This is a genomic window from Lacinutrix sp. YIN62, assembly GCF_057219185.1.
The window spans coordinates 1-25,780 of the sequence record NZ_JBXVVH010000010.1 but is presented as its reverse complement, the minus strand read 5'-3'; the positions used below and the strand labels follow the sequence as shown (position 1 = coordinate 25,780).

21 protein-coding genes and 6 tRNA genes are annotated in these 25,780 nt (G+C 33.6%); 26 read left to right on the top strand and 1 reads right to left on the bottom strand.

Annotated features, from left to right (window positions below; translation table 11 throughout):
* The first annotated feature begins 121 nt into the window (after positions 1 to 121).
* The 21 genes from AC2D8I_RS08290 to AC2D8I_RS08190 all read left to right on the top strand — a co-directional run bounded on the left by AC2D8I_RS08290 (position 122) and on the right by AC2D8I_RS08190 (position 20,634).
* Positions 122 to 1,717, top strand: coding sequence for an alanine/glycine:cation symporter family protein (locus AC2D8I_RS08290; protein WP_484705530.1), 1,596 nt, complete (start codon positions 122 to 124; stop codon positions 1,715 to 1,717).
* Positions 1,718 to 1,832: 115 nt separating this feature from the next.
* Positions 1,833 to 2,591 (top strand): ComEA family DNA-binding protein, encoded by a 759-nt coding sequence (locus AC2D8I_RS08285; RefSeq protein ID WP_484705529.1) that lies wholly within the window; start codon positions 1,833 to 1,835, stop codon positions 2,589 to 2,591.
* A 26-nt stretch (positions 2,592 to 2,617) separates the two neighbouring features.
* Positions 2,618 to 3,787, top strand: a complete 1,170-nt coding sequence (locus AC2D8I_RS08280) for an acyl-CoA dehydrogenase family protein (protein WP_484705528.1) — start codon at positions 2,618 to 2,620, stop codon at positions 3,785 to 3,787.
* Between the two features lie 123 nt (positions 3,788 to 3,910).
* Positions 3,911 to 5,338 carry a carboxypeptidase-like regulatory domain-containing protein gene (locus AC2D8I_RS08275; protein WP_484705527.1) on the top strand — a complete coding sequence of 476 codons (1,428 nt, stop codon included), beginning with the start codon at positions 3,911 to 3,913 and terminating at the stop codon, positions 5,336 to 5,338.
* 279 nt (positions 5,339 to 5,617) lie between these two features.
* A complete protein-coding gene (locus AC2D8I_RS08270) occupies positions 5,618 to 6,508 on the top strand; it encodes a tyrosine-type recombinase/integrase (protein ID WP_484705526.1) in 891 nt (296 codons plus the stop codon).
* Between the two features lie 37 nt (positions 6,509 to 6,545).
* Positions 6,546 to 6,848: a ribosome hibernation-promoting factor, HPF/YfiA family gene (gene hpf / locus AC2D8I_RS08265; RefSeq protein WP_484705525.1), complete on the top strand. Its 303-nt coding sequence runs from the start codon at positions 6,546 to 6,548 to the stop codon at positions 6,846 to 6,848.
* A gap of 112 nt (positions 6,849 to 6,960) precedes the next feature.
* Positions 6,961 to 7,034 (top strand) — tRNA-Thr (locus AC2D8I_RS08260).
* A 70-nt stretch (positions 7,035 to 7,104) separates the two neighbouring features.
* A tRNA-Tyr gene (locus AC2D8I_RS08255) sits at positions 7,105 to 7,186 on the top strand.
* A gap of 33 nt (positions 7,187 to 7,219) precedes the next feature.
* Positions 7,220 to 7,292: transfer RNA gene (locus AC2D8I_RS08250), tRNA-Gly, on the top strand.
* A 12-nt stretch (positions 7,293 to 7,304) separates the two neighbouring features.
* A tRNA-Thr gene (locus AC2D8I_RS08245) sits at positions 7,305 to 7,376 on the top strand.
* Between the two features lie 66 nt (positions 7,377 to 7,442).
* The gene (gene tuf / locus AC2D8I_RS08240; protein WP_484705524.1) at positions 7,443 to 8,627 is read left to right on the top strand and encodes an elongation factor Tu; all 1,185 of its coding nucleotides are present in this window, start codon (positions 7,443 to 7,445) and stop codon (positions 8,625 to 8,627) included.
* 59 nt (positions 8,628 to 8,686) lie between these two features.
* Positions 8,687 to 8,759: transfer RNA gene (locus AC2D8I_RS08235), tRNA-Trp, on the top strand.
* A gap of 92 nt (positions 8,760 to 8,851) precedes the next feature.
* Positions 8,852 to 9,046: a preprotein translocase subunit SecE gene (gene secE, locus AC2D8I_RS08230; RefSeq protein WP_484705523.1), complete on the top strand. Its 195-nt coding sequence runs from the start codon at positions 8,852 to 8,854 to the stop codon at positions 9,044 to 9,046.
* Between the two features lie 23 nt (positions 9,047 to 9,069).
* Complete coding sequence (gene nusG, locus AC2D8I_RS08225) at positions 9,070 to 9,624, top strand: transcription termination/antitermination protein NusG (protein WP_484705522.1); 555 nt, start codon at positions 9,070 to 9,072, stop codon at positions 9,622 to 9,624.
* Positions 9,625 to 9,697: 73 nt separating this feature from the next.
* Positions 9,698 to 10,138: a 50S ribosomal protein L11 gene (gene rplK / locus AC2D8I_RS08220; RefSeq protein ID WP_484705624.1), complete on the top strand. Its 441-nt coding sequence runs from the start codon at positions 9,698 to 9,700 to the stop codon at positions 10,136 to 10,138.
* Between the two features lie 17 nt (positions 10,139 to 10,155).
* The gene (rplA, locus tag AC2D8I_RS08215; protein WP_484705521.1) at positions 10,156 to 10,845 is read left to right on the top strand and encodes a 50S ribosomal protein L1; all 690 of its coding nucleotides are present in this window, start codon (positions 10,156 to 10,158) and stop codon (positions 10,843 to 10,845) included.
* Between the two features lie 21 nt (positions 10,846 to 10,866).
* Entirely contained in the window at positions 10,867 to 11,388 is a 522-nt protein-coding gene (rplJ, locus tag AC2D8I_RS08210; protein WP_484705520.1) for a 50S ribosomal protein L10, read from the top strand.
* 66 nt (positions 11,389 to 11,454) lie between these two features.
* Positions 11,455 to 11,826 carry a 50S ribosomal protein L7/L12 gene (gene rplL, locus AC2D8I_RS08205; protein ID WP_484705519.1) on the top strand — a complete coding sequence of 124 codons (372 nt, stop codon included), beginning with the start codon at positions 11,455 to 11,457 and terminating at the stop codon, positions 11,824 to 11,826.
* Between the two features lie 125 nt (positions 11,827 to 11,951).
* Positions 11,952 to 15,764, top strand: a complete 3,813-nt coding sequence (gene rpoB / locus AC2D8I_RS08200; RefSeq protein ID WP_484705518.1) for a DNA-directed RNA polymerase subunit beta — start codon at positions 11,952 to 11,954, stop codon at positions 15,762 to 15,764.
* A 93-nt stretch (positions 15,765 to 15,857) separates the two neighbouring features.
* Complete coding sequence (gene rpoC / locus AC2D8I_RS08195; RefSeq protein ID WP_484705517.1) at positions 15,858 to 20,159, top strand: DNA-directed RNA polymerase subunit beta'; 4,302 nt, start codon at positions 15,858 to 15,860, stop codon at positions 20,157 to 20,159.
* Positions 20,160 to 20,316: 157 nt separating this feature from the next.
* Complete coding sequence (locus AC2D8I_RS08190; RefSeq protein WP_484705516.1) at positions 20,317 to 20,634, top strand: DUF3467 domain-containing protein; 318 nt, start codon at positions 20,317 to 20,319, stop codon at positions 20,632 to 20,634.
* 58 nt (positions 20,635 to 20,692) lie between these two features.
* Here AC2D8I_RS08190 and AC2D8I_RS08185 read toward each other — a convergent pair whose 3' ends face one another.
* Positions 20,693 to 22,282: a peptide chain release factor 3 gene (locus AC2D8I_RS08185; RefSeq protein ID WP_484705515.1), complete on the bottom strand. Its 1,590-nt coding sequence runs from the start codon at positions 22,280 to 22,282 to the stop codon at positions 20,693 to 20,695.
* A 220-nt stretch (positions 22,283 to 22,502) separates the two neighbouring features.
* Here AC2D8I_RS08185 and idi point away from each other — a divergent pair, with 220 nt between their 5' ends.
* The 5 genes from idi to AC2D8I_RS08160 all read left to right on the top strand — a co-directional run bounded on the left by idi (position 22,503) and on the right by AC2D8I_RS08160 (position 24,837).
* Positions 22,503 to 23,039, top strand: coding sequence for an isopentenyl-diphosphate Delta-isomerase (gene idi / locus AC2D8I_RS08180; RefSeq protein WP_484705623.1), 537 nt, complete (start codon positions 22,503 to 22,505; stop codon positions 23,037 to 23,039).
* Positions 23,023 to 23,433: a 6-pyruvoyl trahydropterin synthase family protein gene (locus AC2D8I_RS08175; RefSeq protein ID WP_484705514.1), complete on the top strand. Its 411-nt coding sequence runs from the start codon at positions 23,023 to 23,025 to the stop codon at positions 23,431 to 23,433. Before idi ends, AC2D8I_RS08175 begins: the two co-directional genes overlap by 17 nt.
* A 3-nt stretch (positions 23,434 to 23,436) precedes the next feature.
* Positions 23,437 to 24,411 carry a type I phosphomannose isomerase catalytic subunit gene (locus tag AC2D8I_RS08170; RefSeq protein ID WP_484705513.1) on the top strand — a complete coding sequence of 325 codons (975 nt, stop codon included), beginning with the start codon at positions 23,437 to 23,439 and terminating at the stop codon, positions 24,409 to 24,411.
* Between the two features lie 27 nt (positions 24,412 to 24,438).
* Positions 24,439 to 24,708 (top strand): hypothetical protein, encoded by a 270-nt coding sequence (locus AC2D8I_RS08165; RefSeq protein WP_484705512.1) that lies wholly within the window; start codon positions 24,439 to 24,441, stop codon positions 24,706 to 24,708.
* A gap of 55 nt (positions 24,709 to 24,763) precedes the next feature.
* Positions 24,764 to 24,837: transfer RNA gene (locus AC2D8I_RS08160), tRNA-Thr, on the top strand.
* Positions 24,838 to 25,780 lie beyond the last annotated feature (943 nt).

Genomic DNA, 25,780 nt, shown 5'->3' with positions numbered 1-25,780 from the left:
TATTGAATTGTTAATTACTGTAATTTATAGTTAATTTAATACTATACTTTTAAAAAGTCATCATTTTTTTGCATCTTGCTAATCTTTTAAAAAATAAATAATAAACTAACGATAATAAATTATGAAGAAATATCTTCTTTCAATTTTTACTTTAATAGTACCATTTATAACATTTGCTCAAGAAGCGCAAGACAAAGGAATCGATCAAAAAATAGACCAAGCGTTTGGAGATGCAACAGGTTGGTTCGTTAATTTTATATTTTATCAAATTGATTTTGGAGGAGGCGTTAAAATATTTTGGGTGCTTTTTCCATTAATTTTAGGGACCTTATATTTCACATTTTATTTCAAGTTTATAAATTTTAAAGGGTTTTTTACATCAATTAATATTGTTAGAGGTAAATATGATCACCTTGATCATCATGAATCTATGGTTGGGGCAGGAGATTCAACGCCAGGAGGGGATGCTATAGAAACAATTGCAGTAGAAGGGCATGAAGGCGAGGTAAGTCACTTTCAAGCTTTAACGGCTGCTTTGTCTGCAACCGTTGGTTTAGGAAATATTGCAGGTGTGGCAATAGCAGTTTCCATTGGTGGGGCAGGAGCTACATTTTGGATGATTATAGCTGGGCTTTTAGGAATGGCTTCAAAATTTGTAGAATGTACGTTAGGTGTTAAGTATAGAGATATTGCTGAAGATGGTACAGTGTATGGCGGGCCAATGTATTATTTAACAAAAGGGTTAAATTCAAAAGGCTTTGCAGGTTTAGGAAAAGTATTAGCTGCTTTGTTTGCTATTTTTGTTATTGGCGGTTCTTTTGGAGGCGGAAATATGTTTCAGGTAAATCAGGCATTTCAATTAGTTGAAAGTATTACAGGAGGAAATGAATCTTTTCTACATGGTAAGGGCTGGTTGTTTGGTCTAGTTATGGCTGTATTTGTTGGAATTGTAATTATTGGAGGAATTAAAAAAATTGCCAAAGTAACAGATAAAATCGTTCCTTTTATGGTTGTGATTTATGTTGCGGCTTCTTTATTCGTGATTATAGCAAATTATAATATGGTTGGAGATGCTTTTGCTCAGATTTTTAATGGGGCATTTAGTCCAGAAGGAGTTGCCGGAGGAGCAATAGGCGTGTTGGTGCAAGGTTTTAGACGTGCTGCTTTTTCTAATGAAGCTGGTGTAGGTTCAGCATCTATTGCCCATTCCGCAGTAAAAACTAAATATGCAGCAAGTGAAGGTTTGGTGGCTTTGTTAGAGCCGTTTATAGATACAGTTGTTGTGTGTACAATGACAGCTTTAGTCTTAGTCATTACAGGAAATGTAACATCTGCAAACTCTGGATTGAATGATGCTCAAGCGATTTTGTTAACCTCAGGCGCATTCGAATCTGCTATTTCTTGGTTCCCCTATGTATTAACTATCGCTGTAGTACTATTTGCTTTTAGTACCATGATATCATGGTCTTACTATGGTTTTCAAGGATGGGCTTATTTATTTGGCAGAACAAAAAAGATGGAATATACTTATAAAATTATATTCTGTATTTTTGTTATCATAGGAGCTGCGGCGAGTCTTGGATCTGTAATCGGTTTCTCCGACGCGATGATTTTTGCAATGATGGTGCCTAATATGATAGGTTTAGTGATTTTGGCTCCTAAAGTGAAAAAGGAATTAGATAAATATATGAAAGCTATTAAAGGCAATAAAGAATAACATTAAAATGAATAATTTAAAATCCCTTTTCGTTTTTACTAAACAACAACGAAAAGGGATTTTTTAGTTATTACTACTTATCGTTGTATTACAATGCATATATTCCTTTGTCTATGTGCCAGTTAAAATAGCAGCGGTAAACCCAGAGGAGTTACAGCGTTTCAAAGCCGAAGTAGATTCCCTGCGTATAGTAGAAATTGAAAACAGAAAACCCCAAATGTATCCATTTAACCCTAACTATATTTCAGATTATAAAGGGTATACTTTAGGGATGGAAACAGAAGCAATAGACAGGTTGCATCGTTTTCGAAGTCAAGAAAAATGGGTGAATTCAACTCAGGAGTTTCAGGAAGTTACTAAAGTTTCAGATTCCTTATTAGTTGCAATATCACCTTATTTTAAATTTCCGAAATGGGCTATTGATTCTCGAAAAAAGGCCGTTAAAGTTCGTCATAATACAGTGTTATCAGAAACGCAAAAGAGAGACTTAAATAGCGCAACAACTCTTCAACTTCAAAAAGTGTATGGTATAGGAGAAAAATTAGCGCAACGTATAGTTGATTATAGAACACACAATAAAGGATTTGTAAATACCGTTGAATTATTAGACGTTTATGGGCTACAACCTGAAGTTGTTAATGAGATCGAGAAATACTTTATTGTTAAAACTCCTAAAGCGATTAAAAAGATAAATTTAAATACAGCCACAAGAGAAGAATTGGTTACAATTAAGCATATAGATTATGAAATTGCACATCATATTATTGAACAAAGAACCCTTAAAGAAGGCTATAAGTCTATCGAAGAATTAAAAGCGGTAAAGGCGTTTCCTATTCAAAAAATAGAGATAATTAGATTATATTTGACCCTATAACTATAATATAAAGAATTAAATCATAAATGGATAATAGATATTTTACAGAAGAACACCAGTTGTTTAGAAAAAGTTTACAAGATTTTTTAGAAAAGGAGGTTGTTCCCCATATAGATGAATGGGAAAAAACAGGAACAATAGATAGGGCTGTATGGAAGAAATTTGGTGAAATGGGGTTTTTCGGTATTGCTTATCCGGAAGCTTATGGCGGTTTAGCATTAGATTTATTTTACACGGTTATATTTCTGGAAGAGTTACAGAAAATAAACTCAGGAGGTTTTGCAGCGGCAATGTGGGCACACACTTATTTAGCAATGACACATGTTAATGCCGAAGGAGGAGCGCATCTTAAGGAAAAATACTTGACAAAGAGTATCTCTGGAGATATGATAGGCGCTATGGCTGTAACAGAACCTTTTGGAGGTAGTGATGTTGCAGGAATGCGTACTACAGCTGTTAAAAAGGGAGAAACTTATGTTATAAACGGCTCTAAAACGTTTATAACAAATGGAATTTATAGTGATTATATTGTTGTGGCAGCTAAAACTAATCCTGAGTTAGGAAATAAAGGGATAAGCATGTTTATGGTAGATCGTGACACACCAGGGGTGTCTGCAACTAAATTAGATAAACTAGGGTGGAGAGCCTCGGATACAGGTGAAATCGCTTTCGATAATGTTACTATTCCTGCTAGCAATTTAATGGGAGATGAAAATAAAGGGTTTCCCTATATTATGCAGCACTTTGCTTTAGAACGTTTAATAATGGGAATTAATGCGCATGCTAGAGCTGAATTTGCTTTGGAATATGCTATACAATATATGGGAGAGCGTCAAGCTTTTGGGAAAACAATAGATAAATTTCAGGCCTTAAGACATACTATAGCAGAATTGTATGCAGATATGGAAATATGTAAAGAATTTAATTACTCGGTAGCAGCGCGATTGGATAAAGGCGAGTATGTTGTAAAAGAAGCTACGATTTCTAAGTTGAAGTCTACTAAAATGGCAGATGAAGTTATTTATCAATGTCTTCAAATGTTAGGAGGTTATGGTTATATGGAAGATTATCCAATGGCAAGATTACTTAGAGATAGTCGTTTAGGACCTATAGGTGGTGGTACCTCAGAAATTTTGAGAGAGATTATTGCCAAAATGATAATAGATAAAAAAGAGTACAAACCAGCAGTAAAGTAATTTATTAGTATTTTTATAAGAATACGTCGCCAATTCTCATAAAGGAATGATAATTGATAATGAAAAATGTGAAGTAAAAAATCAGTTTTTAACGGCTATTAACAAATTAAACCTATTGTTCAAATGTCACAAATCAATTGCTTAAAATATTTAATTCTGGTACTATTATGTGCGTGTTCATCGGTTACATTTGCTCAAATAGAGTTAAAAAATCAAGTCATAGATTTTAATAAAGGAATGCCTATTGAAAGTGCTAGTGTGTATATTAAGAATACAACTATAGGTACAATAACTAATGCCGATGGTAAGTTTGTACTTAAAGTTCCTACAAAGCATCAAAAGGATACAATCATTATTTCATCGATAGGCTATTCTACTCTAAAAATACCTATTGACGGTTTTGATGAAAGTTTAGAAATCTATCTAGATGAAGAGGTTGCTGCTTTAGAGGAAGTTTTTATTGTTGGCGCACCAAGACCAAAAACCGGGAATGATATTGTTTTGAAGGCTTTAGAACGATTGCCAAGGAATATGCCAGATTCTTCTTATGTGCAAAAAGGGTTTTTAAGACATAAAGAGCGTAATAAGAAAGAGTTTAAATGGCTTATCGAGAGTGCTATAACGGTTTACGATTCTGGTTTTACATCAAACTCAAAAAATTATTTAAAAATTAATGTAGACCAAGTACGTAAGAGCTATGATCTTAGAGATGTAGATAGTTTGTTCGCATATCGTTCATACCTCAATCAAAACTCATATCGAAGGCTTAAAGCTAGTAATCTAAAACGAGACACTATTAAAACGGCTTCTTTGATTAAAGCCATTAAATGGAATGATAATAGAGTTAATGGTTTGCAGAATATTTTTCAAGGCAAGCTGAATATGTTACGCAATGTAAATAATGTAAAAGCACTGTTTGGGGACGATATTTTAGATACACATCAATTTGAATTGGATACCATTTTGGTAGATAATGAACGTAAACTCTATAAAATTAAAATAGGAAAAAGCGATACATATGTCGGTTTGGGAACTTTAGGTATTTATAATGAAGGATTTGAAGCCAAAGGATGGATTTATATCTATTGGGATAATTATGCCGTAAAAAAAATAGAATACGAGCTTATAGCGGCCTCTAAAGAACAAAAAATTAGAAGTAAACGTTTGTTTGATACACAGGTCAACCACAAGTTAATTGTATCTTATAAGGAATACCTAGGGAAAATGTATCCCAACTATATTTATTATGAAACTCCTAAATTAGTTAATGTAGGCTATAGAGCTAAAGGACGTGTAGATGAAAAAGAGCAAGCACGATATAACAAAGAAGAACGCTATTATTATACCATTCAAGAAATTCTGTTTTCTAAAGTGATTCTTGATCAAGATGTAATTAATGCAGAACTTCAAAAAAAATGGGATATTGATATTTTTTCACCTAAGCCCTACGACAAAAAGTTTTGGAGTACATATAATATTCTATTAGAAAGTGATGAAGATCAAAAACTAATAAAAGACCTAACACGAAGAGCTACATTATTTGAAGAATAGAACGGGAGTTTAAATAAAACAATCTTAACTTAAGATAATACTTAACGCCTTGAAGCAAACTTCAAGGCGTTTTAATATTCACAACTTCATGCTATTTTAAATAAAATATCCTCATTAAGTATTACGAGAGTGTTATTATAGTAACATGATTAGCGGTGTCTTCTATTAATTCTAAAATAAGATACCAAGATTAAACGACTATATAAATAATGCTAATTAACGCTTGTGGAGAGAAGTTAATTAAGAAAAGTATTATCTTTAAAGTCTATCCATATTCATATGTCATTACAATCATTTATAAATTACTTGTCTTTAGAGAAAAACTATTCAAAGCTAACAGTAAACGCATACAAGAAGGATATAGCGTCTTTTCAGGCTTTTTTGGAAAACACATACGAGACCTCAGTTTTAACGACCGTAAACTATGCGCAAATAAGGAGTTGGATTGTTAGCTTAGTAGAAGCTAAAATTACTAACCGAAGCATAAACAGAAAAGTTTCAGCATTAAATTCCTATTATAAATTTCAGTTAAAAATTGGCGATTTGGAGGTTAATCCATTGGCTAAGCACAAGGCGTTAAAAACAAGTAAAAAGATACAAGTCCCTTTTTCTGAAATTGAAATTAATAAAGCTTTAGATGAAATTAATTATAACAATGATTTTGAAGGTATTCGAAACAAATTGATTATAGAGCTGTTTTATTCTACGGGAATAAGACGGATAGAGTTAATAGATATAAAAATAGCTGATGTCGATCTCGTTAATAAAACATTAAAAGTGTTAGGTAAGCGAAATAAAGAACGCTATGTGCCGTTATTAGATTCAGTAACAAAAACGGTAAAACACTATATCGCTCAAAGACAGGAGTTAAAAAAAATAGAAGATAAAGAATCTCTTTTTTTGACCAAAAAAGGGGTTAAAGTGTATGAAATGCTTGTCTATAGAATAATAAATGAGTACTTTAGTAAGGTCTCTTTAAAGGTAAAAAAGAGCCCACATATATTGCGACATTCATTCGCAACTCATTTGTTAAATCAAGGCGCAGATTTAAATGCAGTAAAAGAACTTTTAGGGCATTCCAGTCTAGCAGCAACACAAGTCTATACTCATAATAGTATTGGTGAGTTAAAGAAAATATATTCTAAAACACACCCAAGAAGTAAGAAATAAAAACAAAATCATTGTTTAACCAATAAAAATGAAGAATATGAAGGTGAACACACAATCAGTAAATTTTAATGCAGATCAAAAGCTATTGGATTTTATTCAAAAGCGAATGGATAAGTTGGAACTGTTTTACGATAAGGTAATTAAATCAGATGTGTTTTTAAAAGTTGAAAATACTAGCGATAAAGAAAATAAAATATTTGAAGTAAGAGTAAGTGTACCAGGAGATAGTTTTGTCGTTAAAAAGCAATGTAAATCCTTTGAGGAAGGCGCAGATGCCGCTGTAGCATCGTTAGAAAGACAATTAAAGAAACGAAAAGAAAAGCTCAGAGCACATATTTAAAAAAAAAATGAAAATTTTTTTTAAAAAATGCTTTGAATAAAAGAATAAATATTTACATTTGCAGTCCGTTAGAAATAGCGGGCTTTTTTTATGACGAAAAAAGCAGTAAAAAGCCGATGTAGCTCAGCTGGCTAGAGCAGCTGATTTGTAATCAGCAGGTCGTGGGTTCGAGTCCCTCCATCGGCTCAAAATAATCCAAAAATCTTGAGAAAGATAATGGATTGAACGTTCTTTAAAAGAGTGAAAGTTTAAAATAGGGGAGATACTCAAGCGGCCAACGAGGGCAGACTGTAAATCTGCTGACTATGTCTTCGCAGGTTCGAATCCTGCTCTCCCCACTAAATTTTAAACTTAATTGGAATTAAATAATTGCGAGAGTAGCTCAGTTGGTAGAGCGTCAGCCTTCCAAGCTGAATGTCGCCGGTTCGAACCCGGTCTCTCGCTCTAATTATTTAAGCCGGTGTAGCTCAGGGGTAGAGCGTTTCCTTGGTAAGGAAGAGGTCACGGGTTCAAATCCCGTCATTGGCTCTATATTAAGGAAGTTAAAAATAGAACACTAATATTATTATATAACTAAGATTAAATTATTAAAACATGGCAAAGGCAACTTTCGATCGTTCAAAACCACACTTAAATATTGGTACAATTGGACATGTAGATCACGGTAAAACAACGTTAACTGCTGCTATTACTAAAGTATTAGCTGATGCAGGTTTATCAGAAGCAAAAGATTTCGATCAAATCGATAATGCTCCTGAAGAAAAAGAAAGAGGTATCACAATTAATACGTCTCACGTGGAGTATGCGACAGCTAATCGTCACTATGCTCACGTTGATTGTCCAGGTCACGCCGATTACGTAAAGAATATGGTTACTGGTGCTGCTCAAATGGATGGTGCTATATTGGTGGTTGCTGCAACAGATGGTCCTATGCCACAAACACGTGAGCATATCTTATTAGGGCGTCAGGTAGGTATCCCAAGAATCGTTGTGTTCTTGAATAAAGTGGATATGGTTGATGATGAGGAGCTTTTAGAGTTGGTAGATATGGAAGTTAGAGAATTGTTGTCTTTCTATGAGTACGATGGAGATAATGGGCCTGTAGTTTCTGGTTCAGCTTTAGGTGCGCTTAACGGTGAGCAAAAATGGGTAGATACAGTAATGGAATTGATGGCGCAGGTTGATGCTTGGATTGAAGAGCCTACAAGAGAAGTGGATAAAGATTTCTTAATGCCTATTGAAGATGTATTCTCAATTACAGGTCGTGGTACTGTAGCAACTGGACGTATAGAAACGGGTATTGCTAATACTGGAGATCCTGTAGAGATTATTGGTATGGGGGCTGAAAAACTGACTTCTACTATTACAGGAATCGAAATGTTCCGTCAAATATTAGATAGAGGAGAAGCTGGAGATAATGCAGGTATCTTATTAAGAGGTATAGAGAAAACACAAATCTCTAGAGGTATGGTAATCTGTAAGCCAGGTTCTGTAACACCTCACGCTAAATTTAAAGCAGAGGTTTATATCCTTAAAAAAGAAGAAGGAGGACGTCATACACCATTCCATAACAACTACCGTCCACAGTTTTACGTACGTACAACAGATGTAACTGGTAACATTGCTTTACCTGATGGAGTAGAGATGGTTATGCCAGGAGATAACTTGACAATTACAGTAGAATTAATTCAACCAATTGCAATGAACGTAGGTTTACGTTTCGCTATCCGTGAAGGAGGAAGAACAGTTGGTGCTGGTCAGGTAACAGAGATATTATAATAAACTAAGTTTATAAAAATTAAGGTGTTTCGAAAATACTGAAACACCTTAATTTATCTACGGGTTTAGCTCAGTTGGTAGAGCACTGGTCTCCAAAACCAGGTGTCGGGAGTTCGAGTCTCTCAACCCGTGCTTAAAAAACAAAGCTTTTATAGGCTTTGTTTTTAGACGTTAAAAAATAAGTGTAAAGGAGTTTTGTTTTAATCCTTATAAAAAGAATATACATGGCTGGAATAGTAGATTACATAAAAGAATCATTTGGAGAGTTGAAAAACAATGTAACTTGGACTCCATGGGCAGAAACACAACGATTGACTGTTTTAGTAGCTGTGTTTTCAATTGTATTCTCTTTAACAATTTGGGGAATAGACACCGTTTTTAGTAAAGTTATAAGTCAATATTTTAATTTAATAGGTTAACTGGTAAAAAAAATCAGGTTAGTATGGCTGAAGTAGGTGAAAAAAAATGGTACGTTGTAAGAGCGGTAAGTGGGCAAGAAAACAAAATTAAAACTTATATCGAGAATGAAATAGCACGATTAGGTTTACAAGATTATGTTGAGCAAGTATTAGTTCCTACAGAAAATGTTGTTCAAATACGAAATGGAAAAAAAATAACCAAAGAGAAAGTTTATTTCAGTGGTTATATAATGATAAAAGCAAACCTAACAGGGGAGATTCCTCATATTATAAAATCAATTACAAACGTAATTGGTTTTTTAGGTGCTACAAAAGGAGGAGATCCTTTACCTTTAAGACAATCTGAAGTAAACAGAATGTTAGGTAAGGTCGATGAGCTAACGGTAGAAACAGATACAAATGTAGCGATCCCTTATACAAAAGGAGAAACAGTTAAAGTAATAGATGGACCATTTAATGGATTTGATGGTACCATAGAAAACATAAATGAAGAAAAGCGTAAGCTAGAAGTGATGGTTAAAATTTTTGGAAGAAAAACACCATTAGAATTAAGCTATATGCAAGTTGAGAAGATATAATAATTGTTACATAAAGATGGGATCGATTTATGCTTCCAAATAAATAAATGGATACCGAACTAAATTATTGAAAATGGCAAAAGAATTAAGTAAAGTAGTTAAGTTACAAGTAAGGGGAGGTGCTGCGAATCCGTCGCCACCGGTTGGACCCGCTTTAGGTGCTGCTGGAGTTAACATTATGGAGTTCTGTAAGCAGTTTAATGCTAGAACACAGGACAAATCTGGTAAAGTTTTACCAGTTGTTATCTCGGTTTACAAAGACAAATCATTTGAATTTGTAATTAAAACCCCTCCAGCTGCAGTACAATTATTAGAAGCGGCCAAGGTAAAGAAAGGATCAGGTGAACCTCACGTTAAGAAAGTAGCAAAAGTTTCTTGGGATCAAGTCAGAACAATAGCAGAAGATAAAATGGCAGATTTAAATGCCTTTACTATTGAATCTGCAATGAGAATGATTGCTGGTACAGCAAGATCTATGGGTATAACTGTTAAAGGTGGTGAAGCACCTAATTAACCTAAAAAGATTTTAAAATGGCAAGATTAACAAAGAAACAAAAAGAAGCTCAAGCAAAAATCGTAAAGGATAAAATCTATTCTTTAGATGAAGCTTCAGCATTAGTAAAAGAAATAACCAATACAAAGTTTGATGCATCAGTGGATATCGCTGTACGTCTTGGAGTAGATCCAAGAAAAGCTAATCAAATGGTAAGAGGCGTAGTATCGCTTCCTCATGGTACTGGTAAAGATGTAAAAGTATTAGCATTAGTAACTCCAGATAAAGAAGAAGAAGCTAAAGCAGCAGGCGCTGATTATGTTGGATTACAAGAATATCTTGATAAAATTAAATCAGGGTGGACAGATGTAGATGTCATTATTACTATGCCAAGTGTAATGGGTAAATTAGGGCCTTTAGGACGTGTCTTAGGACCACGTGGTTTAATGCCTAACCCAAAAACAGGAACAGTAACAATGGATGTTTCTAAAGCTGTAACAGAAGTTAAAGCTGGTAAAATTGACTTTAAAGTTGATAAAACAGGTATTGTACACGCTGCAATAGGAAAAGCTTCTTTTAGCGCTGATAAAATAGCAGGTAATGCAAATGAATTATTAACAACATTAATGAAACTGAAGCCAACTGCAGCAAAAGGAACTTATGTAAAGAGTATTTTTATCTCTAGTACAATGAGCCCTAGTATAGCAGTTGATACTAAAATCGGTTAATAGTTAAAATAACTTATAATTATGACAAGAGAAGAAAAATCACAAGTTATTGAAGAATTAACTGGAGAGCTAGCTGAAAACGCTAACATATATTTAGCAGATATTTCAGGATTAAATGCAGGTAATACTTCAGATTTACGTCGTGCTTGTTTCAAAGCAAACGTAAAATTAGCAGTAGTAAAAAACACATTACTTGAAAAAGCAATGGAAGCTTCAGACAAAGATTTTGGAGACTTACCTACAACGCTTAAAGGGAATACATCTATAATGTACTCAGAAACTGGTAATGCCCCAGCTAAGGTTATAAAAGCATTTCGTAAGAAATCTGAAAAACCTTTATTAAAAGGAGCGTTTATAGAAGAAGCTGTATACATTGGCGATGACCAACTAGAAATGTTAGTAAACATTAAATCTAGAGAAGAATTGATTGGAGATATCATTGGATTATTACAATCGCCTGCTAAAAACGTAGTTTCTGCACTTCAATCTAGTGGAGGAAAACTTGCAGGTATTCTTAAAACATTATCCGAAAAAGAAGGATAATTTAGAAAGTACGCACTTTATTACAAATATATTATTACAATTACAAAATTATTAAAACGATAGAAAATGGCAGATTTAAAAGATTTCGCAGAACAATTAGTTAATTTAACAGTAAAAGATGTTAATGAATTAGCTAACATATTAAAAGAAGAGTACGGTATTGAGCCTGCAGCTGCTGCTGTAGTAGCTGGACCTGCTGGACCTGGTGCTGAAGCTGCTGAAGAGCAAACTGAATTTGATGTAATCCTTAAAGCTGCAGGTAGCGCTAAGTTAGCTGTTGTAAAATTAGTTAAGGAATTAACTGGATTAGGATTAAAAGAAGCTAAAGGATTAGTTGATGATGCACCAAGTGCAATCAAAGAAGGTGTTTCTAAAGATGAAGCAGAAGGCTTAAAATCTTCTTTAGAAGAAGCTGGAGCAGAGGTTGAGCTTAAGTAAGCTTTACTATAAAACAATACAAAGGTTTAGGTCTGGAGAATAATCTCCAAGACCTAGACCATTTGTCGTATATAGTGCCCAACTATATACAATCATATTTTTTTTAATCAAAATTTCGTCCATTGATGTTAGTAACACAAGCTGAAAGATTAAATTTCTCGTCTATTATCAATAGAACTGAATATCCAGATTTTATGGATATTCAAATAAAGTCCTTCCAGGATTTTTTCCAATTAGAAACTAAATCTGAAGAAAGAGGTGATGAAGGGTTGTACAATACCTTCATGGAAAACTTTCCAATAACAGACACACGTAATCAATTCGTTTTAGAATTTTTAGATTACTTTATTGATCCACCAAGATACGCTATTGAAGAATGTATTGAAAGAGGACTTACATATAGCGTTCCGCTTAAAGCAAGGTTAAAACTTTATTGTACAGACCCTGAACACGAGGATTTCGAAACTATTGTTCAAGATGTGTACTTAGGTACAATACCTTACATGACTCCAAGTGGTACCTTTTGTATTAATGGCGCAGAACGAGTAGTAGTATCTCAATTGCATAGATCTCCAGGTGTATTCTTTGGACAGTCTTTCCATGCCAATGGGACAAAATTATATTCAGCAAGAGTTATTCCTTTTAAAGGTTCTTGGATTGAATTTGCTACAGATATTAATCAAGTAATGTATGCTTACATCGATCGAAAAAAGAAGTTACCTGTAACAACTTTATTTAGAGCTATCGGTTTTGAGCGTGATAAAGATATTCTTGAAATCTTTGATTTAGCCGAAGAGGTTAAAGTTTCAAAGACAGGACTAAAAAAATACCAAGGTAGAAAACTAGCAGCGCGTGTATTAAATACATGGCATGAAGATTTCGTAGATGAAGATACTGGAGAAGTAGTTTCTATCGAGCGTAACGAAATTGTGTTAGACCGTGACACCATTTTAGATAAAGAAAACATTGAAGAAATTCTTGAAGTAGGCGTTAAAACTATTCTTTTACACAAAGAAAGTGCTGAACAAGGAGATTACGCAATTATACATAATACACTTCAAAAGGATCCAACAAATTCTGAAAAAGAAGCTGTAGAGCATATTTATAGACAACTACGTAATGCTGAGCCGCCAGATGAGGAAACAGCACGTGGAATTATAGATAAATTATTCTTTAGTGATCAACGTTACTCTTTAGGAGAGGTAGGTCGTTATAGAATGAACAAGAAATTAGGGTTAGATATCGGTATGGACAAGCAAGTACTTACCAAAGAAGATATCATTACCATTATAAAGTACTTAATAGAACTGATAAACTCTAAAGCAGAGATTGATGATATCGATCACTTATCTAATCGTCGTGTACGTACGGTAGGGGAACAATTATCTCAACAATTTGGAGTTGGTTTAGCACGTATGGCGCGTACTATTCGTGAACGTATGAACGTTCGTGATAACGAAGTTTTTACACCTATAGATTTAATTAACGCAAAGACACTGTCTTCTGTGATTAATTCCTTCTTTGGAACCAATCAGTTATCTCAATTTATGGATCAAACGAATCCTTTGGCAGAGATTACGCACAAGCGTCGTCTATCTGCCCTTGGACCAGGAGGTTTATCAAGGGAGAGAGCAGGATTTGAAGTTCGTGATGTTCACTATACACATTACGGGCGTTTATGTCCTATTGAAACACCAGAGGGACCAAACATTGGTTTGATCTCATCACTTTCTGTGTTCGCAAAAGTAAATTCAATGGGCTTCATTGAAACGCCATACAGAAAGGTAAACGATGGTGTTGTCGATATTGAAAATACACCAACTTATTTAAGTGCAGAAGAAGAAGAAGAAAAATTAATTGCACAGGCAACTGTAAAAGTTGATGAGAATGGAAAAATCCTTCACGACAAAGTAATTGCTCGTATGGAAGGTGATTTCCCTGTAATAGAGCCAACAAAAGTAGATTATACCGATGTTGCTCCAAATCAAATCTCTTCAATTTCAGCCTCTTTAATTCCTTTCTTAGAGCATGATGATGCGAATAGAGCCTTGATGGGATCAAACATGATGCGTCAAGCTGTACCATTATTACGTCCTCAAGCTCCTATTGTAGGAACAGGATTAGAGCGCCAAGTAGCTTCAGATTCAAGAGTATTGATTAATGCAGAAGGAGAGGGAGTTGTACAGTATGTAGATGCTAATGAGATTGTAATACAATATGATCGTACAGAAGACGAGGCTAAAGTAAGTTTTGATAGTGATATTAAACGTTACCCGTTAGTTAAATTTAGAAAAACAAATCAAGGGACTTCTATTAACTTAAAACCTATCGTTAAGAAAGGAGATAAAGTTTCTAAAGGACAAGTGTTATCTGAAGGGTATGCTACTCAAAAAGGAGAATTAGCACTTGGTAGAAATATGAAAGTAGCCTTTATGCCATGGAAAGGGTATAATTTTGAGGATGCGATTGTAATTTCAGAAAAAGTAGTACGTGAAGATATATTTACATCTATTCATATTGATGAGTATTCTTTAGATGTTAGAGATACAAAATTAGGTAATGAAGAGTTAACTAATGACATACCTAATGTTTCTGAAGAGGCGACTAAAGACTTGGATGAAAATGGAATGATTCGTATTGGTGCAGAAGTTAAACCAGGAGATATTCTTATTGGAAAAATTACTCCAAAAGGAGAAAGCGATCCAACACCAGAAGAAAAATTATTACGTGCTATCTTTGGAGATAAAGCTGGAGATGTTAAAGATGCATCTTTAAAAGCTTCTCCATCATTACATGGGGTCGTAATTAATAAAAAACTGTTCTCTCGTGCAATAAAGGATAAACGTAAAAGAGCTCAAGACAAGGAAGATATTTCTCAATTAGAAGGAATCTATAATGCTAAATTTGAAGCATTGCAAACCGTTTTGATAGAAAAGTTATTCAATATTGTAAATGGAAAAACATCACAAGGTATTTTTAACGATTTAGGGGAAGAAGTATTACCAAAAGGTAAGAAGTTTACTTTAAAAATGTTAAATGCTGTCGATGATTATACACACTTAACTTCAGGGACTTGGACTACAGACGATCATACGAATAAATTAGTTGCAGATTTAATTCACAACTATAAGATTAAAGAGAATGATTTACAAGGCGCTCTAAGACGTGAGAAATTTACCATCTCTGTAGGAGATGAATTACCAGCAGGTATTATTAAACTTGCTAAGGTTTATATTGCGAAAAAACGTAAACTTAAAGTGGGGGATAAAATGGCAGGACGTCACGGTAACAAAGGTATTGTTGCGCGTATCGTTCGTCAAGAAGATATGCCATTTCTAGAGAATGGAACACCTGTAGATATTGTATTGAATCCATTAGGGGTACCTTCTCGTATGAATATTGGACAAATATATGAAACTGTTTTAGGGTGGGCAGGTCAAGATTTAGGGCGTACCTATGCAACGCCAATTTTTGATGGTGCTACAATAGATCAAATTAACGAATTCACAGATGAAGCAGGAATTCCTAGATACGGACATACGTATTTATACGATGGTGGAACAGGACAACGTTTTGATCAGCCTGCAACAGTAGGGGTTATCTATATGCTAAAATTAGGGCATATGGTTGACGATAAAATGCACGCACGTTCTATAGGTCCATACTCACTAATTACGCAACAACCTCTTGGTGGTAAAGCACAATTTGGTGGTCAGCGTTTTGGAGAAATGGAAGTTTGGGCACTAGAGGCTTATGGCGCATCTGCTACGTTAAGGGAAATCTTAACCGTAAAATCTGATGATGTGGTTGGTAGAGCTAAAACTTACGAATCTATCGTAAAAGGAGAAGCTATGCCAGATCCAGGATTACCAGAATCTTTCAATGTACTTATGCATGAGTTGAAAGGATTAGGGTTAGACATTAGATTAGAGGAATAATTCATATTCCCGTGTAAACGGGAATCTTTTAAATTGAAGTTTTAACTTTTAAGGTTAAAACTTCAATATAAAAAAAATCAAAGTTTCAGCATTATGGCAAGAAAACAAGATAAGAATACAGTAAAGAGATTTAATAAAATCTCAATTGGTTTGGCATCTCCAGAGTCTATATTAGCAGAGTCTAGAGGAGAGGTTTTAAAACCAGAAACTATCAATTATCGAACACACAAACCTGAGCGAGATGGTTTGTTCTGTGAGCGTATTTTTGGTCCTGTTAAAGACTACGAATGTGCTTGTGGAAAATATAAAAGAATACGTTACAAAGGAATAGTATGTGACCGTTGTGGCGTTGAAGTAACAGAAAAGAAAGTACGTCGTGATAGAGTAGGACACATCAATCTTGTTGTACCTGTTGCTCATATTTGGTATTTCCGTTCTTTACCAAATAAAATAGGATATTTATTAGGCTTACCATCTAAGAAATTAGATATGATTATTTACTACGAGCGTTATGTAGTAATTCAACCAGGTAATGCCAAAAATGAAGAAGGTGAGCCATTACAAAAAATGGACTTCTTAACAGAAGAAGAATACCTTAATGTATTAGAAAGTCTTCCTATTGAGAATCAATATCTAGATGAAACAGACCCAGAAAAGTTTATTGCTAAAATGGGAGCTGAATGTTTAATAGAATTGTTGTCTAGAATAGATTTAGATACATTATCATACCAATTACGTCATAAAGCAAATACTGAAACGTCTAAACAACGTAAAACAGAAGCTTTAAAACGTCTACAAGTTGTAGAAGCTCTACGTGAGTCTAATAACAACAGAGAAAATCGTCCAGAATGGATGATTATGAAAGTTGTGCCAATTATTCCACCAGAATTACGACCATTAGTGCCATTAGATGGAGGGCGTTTCGCTACTTCAGATTTAAATGATTTATACCGTCGTGTAATTATACGTAATAATCGTTTAAAAAGATTAGTGGAAATTAAAGCTCCTGAAGTAATCTTACGTAATGAAAAACGTATGCTACAGGAATCAGTAGATTCATTATTTGATAACACACGTAAGTCTTCGGCAGTAAAAACAGATTCTAATAGACCATTAAAATCGTTATCCGATTCGCTTAAAGGTAAACAAGGACGTTTCCGTCAAAACTTATTAGGTAAGCGTGTCGATTATTCTGCACGTTCTGTAATTGTTGTAGGACCAGAATTAAAATTATTTGAGTGTGGTTTACCAAAAAATATGGCAGCCGAGCTTTACAAACCTTTTATTATTAGAAAATTAATAGAAAGAGGAATTGTAAAAACCGTAAAATCTGCTAAAAAGATTATCGATAAAAGAGAGCCTGTAGTTTGGGATATTTTAGAGAATGTTCTAAAAGGTCACCCTGTACTACTTAACCGTGCTCCTACGCTTCACCGTTTAGGTATCCAAGCATTTCAACCGAAACTTATTGAAGGTAAAGCAATACAATTGCACCCATTAGTATGTACGGCTTTTAATGCCGATTTTGATGGGGATCAAATGGCGGTACACTTACCATTAGGACCAGAAGCAATTTTAGAGTGTCAGTTATTAATGTTGGCCTCTCATAATATATTAAATCCTGCAAACGGATCACCAGTAACGGTACCTTCTCAGGATATGGTACTTGGTCTTTATTATATGACCAAATTGCGTAAGTCTACTCCAGAATTAATAATTAAAGGAGAAGGTTTAACTTTCTACTCTGCAGAAGAAGTAACGATTGCTTATAATGAGCAACGTGTAGATTTAAATGCTCAAATTAAAGTAAGAACAATAGACTTTAATGCAGCAGGAGAATTAGTACCACAAATTATAGAAACAACTGTAGGGCGTGTCCTTTTTAATGAAAAAGTACCAGCTGCAGCAGGATATATAAACGAAGTCTTAACCAAAAAATCTCTTAGAGATATTATTGGAGGGATTTTAAAAGTAACTAGTGTACCAGAAACAGCAGCTTTCTTAGATGAAATTAAAACCTTAGGTTATAACTTCGCATTTAGAGGTGGATTATCATTTAGTTTAGGAGATATTATTATCCCACCAGAAAAGCAATCAATGATTGATGCTGCCAATAAGAAAGTAGATGGTATTACTGGAAACTATAACATGGGACTTATAACAAATAATGAACGTTATAACCAAGTTATTGATATCTGGACATCAACAAATGCAGAGTTGACAGAGTTGTCTATGAAACGTATTAGAGAGGATCAACAAGGATTTAACTCTGTGTATATGATGCTTGATTCTGGAGCCCGTGGATCTAAAGAACAGATTCGTCAGCTTACAGGTATGCGTGGATTAATGGCAAAACCTAAGAAATCTAATGCAGGTGGAGGAGAGATTATTGAAAATCCAATTCTTTCTAACTTTAAAGAAGGACTTTCAATTTTAGAATACTTTATATCTACACACGGGGCACGTAAAGGTCTTGCCGATACAGCACTTAAAACTGCAGATGCCGGGTATTTAACACGTCGTTTGGTAGATGTATCTCAAGATGTCATTATTAATAGTGAAGACTGTGGTACATTACGAGGTGTAGAAGTTACTGCACTAAAAAAGAATGATGAAGTTGTAGAAAAATTAAGCGCACGCGTCGTAGGTCGTATAGCTCTTAATGATATATACAACCCATTAACAGAGGAGGTTATAGCAACTTCAGGAGAATTAATTAGTGATGAAATTGCTAAAAAAATCGAAGAATCGCCATTAGATGCTGTCGAAGTACGTTCTCCACTAAGTTGTGAAGCTAAGAAAGGAATTTGTGCTAACTGCTACGGACGTAACTTGGCAACAAATAAAATGGTACAACGTGGAGAAGCTGTTGGTGTAGTAGCAGCACAATCTATTGGTGAACCAGGAACACAGTTAACATTGCGTACTTTCCACGTAGGAGGTATTGCAGGTAACATTTCTGAGGAAAACAAGTTGGCTGCTAAATTTGATGGTATTGCAGAAATAGAAGAATTAAAAACAGTTAAAGGCGAAGATAAAGAAGGAAATGAAATAGATATTGTCATTTCACGTACTTCTGAGTTGAAACTTATTGACAAGAAGACAGGTATAACATTAAGTACTAATAATATTCCTTACGGTTCAGCTATATTCATTAAGAGTGGCGATAAACTAAAAACAGGAGATGTTGTTTGTGAATGGGATCCATATAATGGTGTTATTATTTCAGAATTTGCTGGAAAAGTTAGATATGAGAATATTGAACAAGGTGTAACTTATCAAGTTGAAATTGATGAACAAACCGGTTTCCAAGAGAAAGTAATTTCTGAATCTAGAAACAAGAAATTAATACCAACACTTATTGTGGAAGATGCTAAAGGAGAAGCGATTCGTTCGTATAACCTCCCAGTAGGAGCCCACATAATGATAGACGATGGCGAGAAGATTAATATTGGTAAAATATTAGTTAAAATCCCTCGAAAATCTGCAAAAGCAGGGGATATTACAGGAGGTCTACCACGTGTAACAGAGTTGTTTGAAGCACGTAACCCTTCTAACCCAGCAGTTGTAAGTGCCATAGATGGTGTGGTTTCTTTTGGTAAAATTAAGCGTGGTAATCGTGAGATTATTATAGAGTCTAAATTAGGAGACATTAAAAAATACTTAGTTAAATTATCAAATCAAATTCTTGTACAAGAAAATGATTTTGTGAAAGCAGGGATGCCTTTATCAGACGGTTCTATTACTCCAAATGATATTTTAAATATAAAAGGGCCTTCAGCAGTACAACAGTATTTGGTTAACGAAGTTCAAGAAGTATACCGATTACAAGGGGTGAAAATTAATGATAAGCATTTCGAAGTAGTCGTGAGACAAATGATGAGAAAAGTTAAAATAATTGATTCAGGAGATACTATTTTCTTAGAAGATCAATTAGTACACAAATCTGATTTTATCGAACAAAATGACGAAATATTTGGTAAGAAAGTTGTTGAAGATGCAGGAGAATCTACAAATCTTAAAGAAGGACAGATTATTACATCTTTCGAATTAAGAGATGAAAATTCATTATTGCGTCGTGAAGATAAAAAGTTAGTTGTAGCTAGAGATGCACAACCAGCAACAGCAACACCTATTTTACAAGGTATTACAAGAGCTTCTTTACAAACCAAATCGTTTATATCTGCGGCATCGTTCCAGGAAACAACGAAAGTACTTAATGAAGCAGCTGTAGCAGGTAAAATAGATTCTCTTGAAGGTCTTAAAGAAAATGTAATTGTAGGACATAGAATTCCAGCAGGAACAGGAATGCGAGCTTATGATAATATTATAGTAGGATCTAAGGAAGAATTTGATGAAATGATGAAAGCTAAAAAAGAAGTAAATTATAATTAAGAATTATAGTTTGTCTAAAAGCAGAAATCTAATAGATTAAAACATCAGTTTTAATTTTTAAGACAATTATAAAAGTCCTGCTTAATGCAGGACTTTTTATTTGATATATAATATTAACAGCACTTTCGTTAAACCTGAAAGCGTAAATACATATACTATGGCAGACCATAAAGAAGAAAAAAAACAAGGACAAATTAACATTGAGTTAGATGAGAAAATAGCAGAAGGGATCTATTCTAATCTAGCAATTATAAACCATTCGGTATCTGAATTTGTTGTAGATTTTGTAAGTATAATGCCTGGCACACCAAAAAGTAAAGTGAAATCCAGAATTATATTAACACCACAACATGCAAAACGCTTACTGAAAGCATTAAATGATAACGTTAAACGTTTTGAAAATGCACACGGTGAAATTAAAGATTATGAGCAAGCCCCAATTCCATTAAACTTTGGTCCAACAGGTCAGGCATAATAAAAAAAGCCCTTTGAAAATTTTCAAAGGGCTTTTTTTTGTATAAAAAGTAATTTTATTACTCGAATTCAGAAACATAATGAAACGTAATACTTGGATATTTTTGCTGAGTCATTTGTAAAGAAAACGAAGAATCTGCTAAGAACACCAATTGCCCTTGCTTATCTTTAGCTAAAAAACGCTGTTTTACTCTTAAAAAGTCTTTATATTCTTCACTTTTAGAATCTTCAGGATCTACCCAACATGCTTTATAAACATTTAAATTTTCATAAGTACATTTAGCCCCATATTCATGTTCTAATCTATATTGAATAACTTCATATTGTAATGCACCAACGGTACCGATAACTTTTCTGCCGTTTAATTCTAAAGTAAATAATTGCGCAACACCTTCATCCATTAATTGGTCAATCCCTTTATATAATTGTTTTGATTTTAAAGGATCAGCGTTGTTTATATATCTAAAGTGTTCTGGCGAAAAACTAGGAACCCCTTTATAATTTAAAACTTCACCTTCTGTAAGAGTGTCTCCAATTTTAAAATTCCCGGTGTCTTGTAGACCGACAATATCTCCAGGATAAGAGATGTCTACAATTTCTTTCTTTTCGGCAAAAAAGGCATTAGGACTAGAGAATTTAACCTTTTTATTGTTACGAACATGCAAATAAGGCGCATTACGCTTAAACTCACCTGAAACAATTTTAACAAAGGCAAGCCTGTTTCTGTGATTAGGATCCATATTGGCATGTATTTTAAATACAAATCCTGTGAATTTTTCTTCTTCAGGGTTGACTAAGCGTTCTTCACTTTGTTTAGGCCTTGGTTTAGGTGCTATATCTATAAAGCAGTCTAATAATTCTCTGACCCCAAAATTATTTAAAGCAGAACCAAAAAAGACAGGTTGTAAATGACCTTCTAAATAATCTTCGTTATTGAAAGAAGGGTAAATACCTTCAACCAATTCTAGCTCTTCTCTTAAGGTATCGGCAGCAGTATCTCCTATTAAAGTATTTAATTCATCAGAATCTAAATTAGAAACTTCTACGGTTTCTTCAATATCTTTTCTATTATCTCCACTAAAAAGATTAATGTTTTTTTCCCATAGATTATAGATCCCTTTAAAGTCATAGCCCATTCCAATTGGAAAACTTAAAGGAGTTACCTTTAAACCTAGTTTTTGTTCAATTTCATCTAGTAATTCAAAAGCATCTTTACCTTCTCTATCCATTTTGTTTATAAAAACAATCATCGGGATATTTCTCATGCGACAAACTTCAACTAACTTTTCGGTTTGCTCTTCAACCCCTTTTGCGACATCAATAACAACAATAACACTATCTACAGCGGTTAACGTTCTAAAAGTATCTTCAGCAAAATCTTTATGTCCTGGTGTGTCTAGAATATTAATCTTTATACCATCGTATTCAAAGGCTAAAACCGAAGTTGCTACAGATATTCCACGCTGACGTTCGATTTCCATAAAATCACTAGTAGCCCCTTTTTTTATTTTATTACTTTTTACAGCTCCAGCCTCTTGTATGGCTCCACCAAAAAGAAGAAGCTTCTCTGTAAGTGTTGTTTTTCCTGCATCTGGGTGAGAGATTATACCAAAGGTCCGTCTGCGTTTAATTTCGTCTATAAATTTCATAAAATTAAATTTTGGCAAATATAAATTTAAATATTCAACTCCCTTTACTTTTCATTCAAAACCTGAAACTCTGAAGGCTATTATATCGCAAATACACGATGATAGTTTAAAAGGAGTCCTTATTAAAGAGCAAAGCGATTCATCTTATTATTTAAAATTAACTCAAAACAATTAGAAACTATAAGCTATTTTGTAAATTTGCTCTTACTCAATATGTGAAATAGTGGAAGAAAACGTTATACTTGTAGACGAAAAAGACCAACAAATAGGCTTGATGCCTAAGTTAGAAGCTCATGAAAAAGGAGTTCTACATCGCGCTTTTTCTGTTTTTATTTTTAATAATAAGAATGAATTAATGCTTCAACAAAGGGCTATGAGTAAGTACCATTCTCCAGGGTTGTGGACAAACACATGTTGTAGTCATCAACGAGAAGGAGAAAGTAATTTACAAGCCGGAACGAGACGATTAAAAGAAGAAATGGGATTTGTAACGACTCTAGAAGAAAAAACTTCCTTTATATATAAAGCGCCTTTTGATAATGGTTTAACCGAGCATGAATTAGATCATATTATGATTGGTTATTATAATGAGTCGCCAATAGTAAATGTAGAAGAAGTAGAATCTTGGAAATGGATGCCATTAGAAATGGTAAAACAAGACATAAAAATTAACCCAGAGCAATATACAGCTTGGTTTAAAATCATATTTGATAAATTTTACAAATTTATAAACGTTGTAGATGAGAGTAACTGTTAATAGGAAAGCACATTTTAATGCCGCTCATAGATTATATCGTAAAGACTGGTCTTTCGAAAAAAATGAAGCCGTATTCGGAAAATGTAATAATCCTAGTTTTCATGGGCATAATTATGAGCTTATAGCGAGTGTAACAGGAGATATAGATCCAGAAACAGGATACGTTATAGATGTTAAAATTTTAAAAGACATAATAAAGAGTGAGATTGAGGATGCTTTCGATCATAAGAATTTAAATTTAGATGTTCCAGAATTTGAAACATTAAATCCAACCGCAGAAAATATAGTAGTAGTTATTTACAATAAAATAAAACAAAAGTTAGATGTTAAATTAGATTTAGCGGTGACACTCTACGAAACACCTCGTAATTTTGTAACTTATTCTGGAAATTAATTTATGTCAACAAAATTTTATCCAATACAATTTGAGCCTATTTTAAAAGATAAAATATGGGGAGGACAAAAACTAAAGACATTTTTAAATAAACCTAGTACATTACCTAAGATAGGTGAAAGCTGGGAAATTAGTGATGTGCAAGGCGATATTTCAATAGTAAGTAACGGTGAATTTAAAGGCCTTAGTTTAAAAACATTATTAGAAACCTACAAAGGGGATTTAATAGGGGAAAAGAACTATAACATTTTTGGAAATCAATTCCCCTTATTAATTAAGTTTATAGATGCAAAAGAACATTTATCTATTCAATTACATCCAAATGATGAGTTAGCAGCAAAGCGTCATAATTCCTTTGGGAAAACAGAGATGTGGTATGTTATGCAAGCAGATGAAGATTCAAAACTAATAGTAGGTTTTAATAAAGAAATAAACAGAGAAACTTATTTGAACCATTTAGATAATAAAACACTACCTGAAATTTTAAATTTTGATACCGTTAAAAAAGGAGATGCTTATTTTATTGAAGTGGGCAGAGTACATGCTATTGGAGCAGGAGTGATGTTGGCAGAAATACAGCAAACGAGTGACATTACCTATAGAGTTTATGATTGGGATAGAGTAGACAGTAAAGGAGAAGCTAGAGAATTACACAACGATTTAGCAATTGATGCCATTGATTTTAAAATGAAAGATGATTTTAGAGTCCGTTATTCTAAAAGCGAAAACATTTCTAATAGAATGATAAATTGTACTTATTTTACTACAAACTATATTTTAATTGAAGAAGACGTTATTGAAAAAGAAAATACTTTTGATTCTTTTATAATATATATGTGTGTAGATGGAGAAGCAGAGCTAATCATAGGGACAAATTCTAAAACTATAAAAATAGGAGAAACCCTTCTGTTACCTGCAAAAATTAAAACGTTTGAAATTACAGCAAAAAAGGCAGAACTATTAGAAGTTTATGTGTAATTTTGCAAACAATAAAAAATAAATATTATGGCAAATAAAAGAGACCTAAAAAAAGACATTAATTATGTTATAGGTGATATTATTGAAGCAGTTTACGTTTGGGAATATTCAAATACAGAAAAAGATACAAAAAATAGTGAAGCGCTAATTGATGAAGCTATTGAAGTTTTTGACGATCTAATCGCTAAAGTAAATGCTAAAGATGTTGAAAATAAGAAGGTTCACTTTAAAGCAATCAGTCAAGAGCTGGAGGACAAAGGGCGAGCACTTATTGAGAAGATAAATAAGTTAGCATAATTTTTTAAAAAAAGTTTGTAGATATTAATTACAATGTTATATTTGCACTCGCATTGCCGATGTAGCTCAGCTGGCTAGAGCAGCTGATTTGTAATCAGCAGGTCGTGGGTTCGAGTCCCTCCATCGGCTCTTAATAAAAACCATTCTTTTTAGAATGGTTTTTTTTTGCCATAATTTTAATCTGAGAATGTTTTAAAAAAGTCAAACCCAGCAATTTTATTAGCCCCTAAGATATTGTTTCAATAAAAAAGAACATTAGGTCTTCTCAAAATGCTAAACAGGTATATTAAAACAGTAAACCAGCTACGAGATGTTGATTCAATAAAACAAATCGCCATCACAATATCAAAGCTAATAATAGCATGAGCAGAGATTAAGCTCTGTAATAAGAGTTCGACTAGAATAAAGGGACTATTATACCTAATAATGTATAGCAATTAAAATAATCTAAAATCTCTCAATAACGTAATACTAAAAAAAAAGCGTATTAAAATCTCATCACCCTAATTAATATAAAAAGAGAAAGGTCCTTCTATAAAATAAAGAGTAAAAGTTCTAAAACAAAGCCCTAAAAACACCAAAACATAACAAAAAGCCAATAAGATCAAAACCTTTATAAAAATAAAACTCTGTAAACACCTTAAAACAAAGCAATTAAATAAAAAGCAAATAACTCCTAATAAAAAGAATAAAAAAAAGCTTGCAGGAGCGCTAAGAGGATGTATATTTGCAGCCGCTTAGCACGTATGCCACAAGGCAAAAGAGTAAAAGCGACGTTCAGAAACAAGGCTAAAAAAGAATTACAACAAAAAACCAAAAAAATCTTGCGAGATTAAAAAGGAGTTGTATATTTGCAGCCGCTAAGCGATTAAGCGCTTAGAGAAACAAGAAAAAAAGTTCATAAACATATTGAATTGACAGCGTAGATTAACATTGGAAACGATGTTAATTACAAAAAGAGAATAAACCATTTTGAGTACTTAGAAAAGTTCCTTAATTGTTAAACAATATTTAAGATTTAACGATGAAGAGTTTGATCCTGGCTCAGGATGAACGCTAGCGGCAGGCTTAA